Origin of the sequence: Dietzia sp. DQ11-38-2, from assembly GCF_014145055.1 — a bacterium.
In the GTDB taxonomy this organism is placed as follows: Bacteria; Actinomycetota; Actinomycetes; order Mycobacteriales; family Mycobacteriaceae; genus Dietzia.
Window position 1 is genome coordinate 1 of the sequence record NZ_JAALDW010000013.1, and the last position, 4,560, is coordinate 4,560.

At 70.4% G+C, this 4,560-nt stretch carries 4 protein-coding genes; 3 read left to right on the forward strand and 1 reads right to left on the reverse strand.

All coding sequences use genetic code 11. The features are described from left to right. On the forward strand, positions 1–1,457 hold a 1,457-nt coding region (locus G6026_RS00550), incomplete at its 5' end, for a hypothetical protein (protein WP_182611936.1). 1 nt (position 1,458) lies between these two features. Here G6026_RS00550 and G6026_RS00555 read toward each other — a convergent pair. Next, the gene (locus G6026_RS00555; protein ID WP_107755601.1) at positions 1,459–2,313 is read right to left on the reverse strand and encodes a universal stress protein; all 855 of its coding nucleotides are present in this window, start codon (positions 2,311–2,313) and stop codon (positions 1,459–1,461) included. 152 nt (positions 2,314–2,465) lie between these two features. On the opposite strand from G6026_RS00555, the gene G6026_RS00560 reads away from it, so the two are divergent. Next, positions 2,466–2,912, forward strand: coding sequence for a Fur family transcriptional regulator (locus G6026_RS00560; RefSeq protein ID WP_107755602.1), 447 nt, complete (start codon positions 2,466–2,468; stop codon positions 2,910–2,912). Positions 2,913–2,961: 49 nt separating this feature from the next. Continuing rightward, positions 2,962–4,488, forward strand: a complete 1,527-nt coding sequence (locus G6026_RS00565; RefSeq protein ID WP_107755603.1) for a catalase — start codon at positions 2,962–2,964, stop codon at positions 4,486–4,488. Positions 4,489–4,560 lie beyond the last annotated feature (72 nt).

Below are 4,560 nucleotides of genomic sequence, written 5' to 3' on the forward strand. Positions count from 1 at the left end.
CGTCCACCGCCCAGTCGGCCGCACCGCCCGGGCTGGGCCCCGCCGGTACCTCCACGGTCCACGGGGACGTGGCGTCCACCGACACGATGCCCGGTCGCGGGCCGGGAGCGAACCCCGCCGTCGTGGGCGCCCTGACCGGGGCCACGTGTTCCACCGTCTTCGTCGGGACCGACGGCATGCCCGTCGCCCTGTGCACCTCGTACGTGGGACTCCATCCGCCGACCCCGCTCGCGCCGACGGTGAAGCTCTTCCACCCCGAGACCGCGGCGGTGCTGGCGGAGGTGCAGTTGGCCAAGGGCGCACTGCTCGGTGGGGTGTACGGCTACCTCGACGAGCGCGACCGGGTGGTGGTGGCCGACGGCAACCGCAGGCTCCTCGCCGTCGGGCACCATCGCGACCCGGACGGAACCTGGCGGATGTCGGTCGAGGTCCTGGCCGACCTCTCGGCGGGCGTCCCGGACGGGGACGCGGTGACCGGCCTGATCCCCGCCTTCGACGGACGGATCTGGTTCGCGACCTCGGGCGGGGTGGTGGGAACCGTTCTCCCCGGCGACGACGACACCGTGCGCACCCTCGCCCTGCCGGCAGGGGAGAGGATCACCAACGGGCTGACCGTCCGGCCGGGTGGCGCCTCGGTGATCACGACCCGTGCGCTCTACGAGGTCGACGCGGCGCCCGACGGGAGCCCGCAGGTGCGGTGGCGGCACGGCTACGAGGTGGGCCCGGCACGCAAGCCCGGCCTGCTGGCTCACGGTTCCGGAACCACGCCCACCTACTTCGGCCCGGGTGACTCGCTGGTGGCGATCACCGATGACGCCGAGCATCCCGATCTGATCGTCCTGCGTCGCGGCGACGGTTCGCAGGTGTGCAGGATGCCGGCGTTCGCCACGTCACTCGCACCGGCCTCCGCCGCCCCGGACGGTGTGGTGATCGAGGGGCCGGCGGCCACGGAGAACTCAATCATCGCGGTCGGCGATGCGTTGGTGCTGGTCAACACGTACGGGTACGAGTACCCGCCGTTCGCCGTCGACGGCCCGGCCGTGCCCGCGTCCGCCCCGTACACGGGGGGAATGACCCGCATCGACGTGCGGAGCGACGGGGCCGGGGGAGTGGGGGGTGCCTGCTCACGGGCATGGACCTCACTCGCACGCACCGCCTCGTTGCCCAAGCTCACCACGGGTGACGGGCAGATTCACGCCCTGGCATACGGCCCCTCGGGGGTGCATCCCGCCCTGGATCAGGGGCTGGCGCAGAAGTTCGGTCCGGTGGACGTGACCTCGACGGATGTGGAGACCGGCGTGGAGGTGGCCCGTTCCTTCGTCGGCGTGGCCCCGCTGGACGAGCCGATGGAGCTCACCGGGACCATCGTCTCCCGCGGCGACGGGGCAGGAGTGATGTGGCAACCCACCCTCACCCGGATGCTCCGGATCGGGCCGACGACCGAGGGCTCGCGGTGACTCAGTCGGTGGGGCGGACCACGGCGACAGCGCACGGCGCGGTCTGGAGCAGGCGTCGACTGACCGATCCCAGCAACAGTCCGGCGAACCCGCCGTGCCCGCGTGACCCGGTCACCAGGAGTGCGGCCCCCGAGGCCTCGGTGGCGATGGTCGTGGCGGGTTCACCGACGACGAGGACCAGGTCGACGGGCACTCCCGGATGGCGGGCCTCATGTGGGGCGAGGGCGTCGGTGACGGCCTTCTCGTCCTCGGCGAGGACATCCTCCGCGAGCTGATCGAGGTCGAACAGCGACGCGCCCGGCAGGCGGGGGGCCTCGACGGAGTGGACGACACGCAGAGTGGTGCCACGGCGTTCGGCCTCGGCGAAGGCGAACGCCGCGGCCGGGTCCCCGGCCTCGGACCCGTCGGCGGCCAGCACCACCGGGCCGCTGTCGTGGCCCTCCGGCGTGCGCGGGGTGATCACGAGGACGGGGCACCTGGCGTGTTCGACCACCCCGGCCGAGGTGGATCCCATGGCGAAGTCCTCGCGGGCCGTCAGGCCGCGGCTGCCCACCACGATCGCCGAGGCATACCCCGTGGTCTCGACGAGCGCGCCGACGGGACTGTCGGCCACGACGCGGTAGGTCGTGGGGACCTGTCCGACGAGGTCGGCCAGTTGGTCCCGCATGGCGCCCTCGACGTTCGCGCGGGCGGTCTCGTCGAAGGCGACGACCCGACCGACGGCGCGGTCGGCGGAGATCACCTCGAGAGTCGTGTGATGGTCACGTGCCCAGGTCGCGGCCCAGGACACGGCCCGGCGGGCATCCCGCGACCCGTCGTAGCCGCACACGACCGGTCCGGTGGCGGTCTCCGTCATGGCGTCCTCCTGCGGGTTCGGCGTCGTGGATCAGCCTAGTCGGCGGGCGCGGGGGCGGAAACGAGAGTCGATGCCCGCCGATCGGCATCGTTACCAAAGCGGAACCAGTCCTTTTCTGGACTAGTTCCAATTAGTTGGCTACAGTGGACACCATGACGACGGACGTGCAGGATCCGGGAGCGCAGCTCCGGTCGGCCGGGCTGAGGGTCACCTCTCCCCGGCTGGCGGTCCTCGCCGTCGTCGACAGTCGTCCCCACATCGCGGCGGAAGACGTCGCGGTACTGGTCCGGGAGCGGCTGGGCGCGGTCTCCACACAGACCGTCTACGACGCGCTGCGTGTGTGTACCGATGTCGGCCTCATGCGACGCATCGAACCGGCCGGTTCGCCGGCGCGGTACGAGCGTCGCACCGGGGACAACCATCACCACCTCGTGTGCCGGCAGTGTGGCCGGATCGAGGATGTCGAATGCGCGGTAGGGCACGCACCCTGCCTGCAGGCGGACCACGATCACGGCTTCCTGATCGACGAGGCCGAGGTCAACTACTGGGGCACATGTCCCGAATGTCAGGCGGGCGGCGCCCGTCTCGGTGAAGATTGAGACCTAGACCACACCGCCCATCACCCCACCACCTCGAGGAGCATCAGACGTGACCACGCATCCCGCCGACCGCGGCGTACGCGACTTCCAGCCCAACTCCGCCACCACCACCGACAGCGGACAGCCGGTTCCGAGCGATGAGTTCAGCGCCCGGCTCGGTGAGTTGGGTCCGCAGCCGATCCACGACTTCTACCTGATCGAGAAGCTCGCCCACTTCAACCGCGAGAACGTCCCGGAGCGGCTGCCGCACGCCAAGGGCTCCGGCGCCTTCGGCGAGTTCGTCACCACCGAGGACGTCTCGGACATCACCTGCGCCGGGCTGTTCCAGAAGGGCGTGACCACCCCGATGCTCGCCCGCTTCTCCACCGTCGCCGGCGAGAAGGGCAGCCCGGACACCTGGCGCGACCCGCGCGGTTTCGCGCTGAAGTTCTACACCGACGAGGGCAACTACGACATGGTCGGCAACAACACGCCGGTCTTCTTCGTCCGCGACGCCCTCAAGTTCCCGGACTTCATTCACTCGCAGCGCCGCAAGAACGCCTCCGGCCTGCGCAACCACGCCATGCAGTGGGACTTCTGGACCCTCAGCCCCGAGTCGACCCACCAGGTCACCTGGCTCATGGGCGACCGCGGCATCCCCGCCACCTGGCGCCACATGGACGGCTTCGGCTCGCACACCTACCAGTTCATCAACGCCGAAGGCGTGCGGCACTGGGTCAAGTTCCACTTCAAGACCAACCAGGGCATCGACTTCCTCACCCAGGCCGAGGCCGACAAGCTCGCCGGGGAGAACGCCGACTACCACCGCCAGGACCTCTACGAGTCCATCAGCAAGGGCGAGTTCCCGTCGTGGGACCTGCACGTCCAGGTGATGCCGGTCGACGAGGCGGCGACCTACCGCTTCAACCCGTTCGACCTCACCAAGGTCTGGTCGCAGAAGGACTACCCGCTGCGCAAGATCGGCACCATGACGCTGAACCGGAACCCGCAGAACCACCACGCCCAGATCGAGCAGGCCGCGTTCGCGCCGACCAACATCGTCAAGGGCATCGGCTTCTCGCCGGACAAGATGCTGCTCGGCCGCGTCTTCGCGTACCCGGACATCCAGCGCTACCGCATCGGCGCCAACTACCAGCAGATTCCGGTCAACCGCCCGCTCTCGCCGGTGAACTCCTACTCCAAGGAGGGCTCCATGCAGTACGAGTTCCCGCACCCGGCGCAGGCCGAGTACGCCCCCAACACCCTCGACGGCCCCGCCGCGGACAAGGCCCAGGCCTTCGACTTCGGTGACTGGGACACCAAGGGCTCCGAGATCTACCGTGGGGACGTCTCGCCGCACTCCGACGACACCGATCAGGCGCAGGCGACGACGCTCTACCGCGAGGTCCTCGACGACGCCGCCCGCGGTCGTCTGGCGGGCAACATCGCCGGCCACGTGAGCAAGATCGACCCGTCGGAGACCGAGCTCCTCGAGCGCGTCTACGCCTACTGGGCCGCTGTGGACCCCGGGCTGTGCGAGGCGGTCAAGGCCGGCGTCGAGTCCGGTCCGCGCGGCAACCACCGTCGCCAGGAGTGACGACGCCGTAGTCCGGCGAGGCCGGCACGGGTGGTGCGAAGGGCCCGATCCCGCGACCGGCGGGGTCGGGCC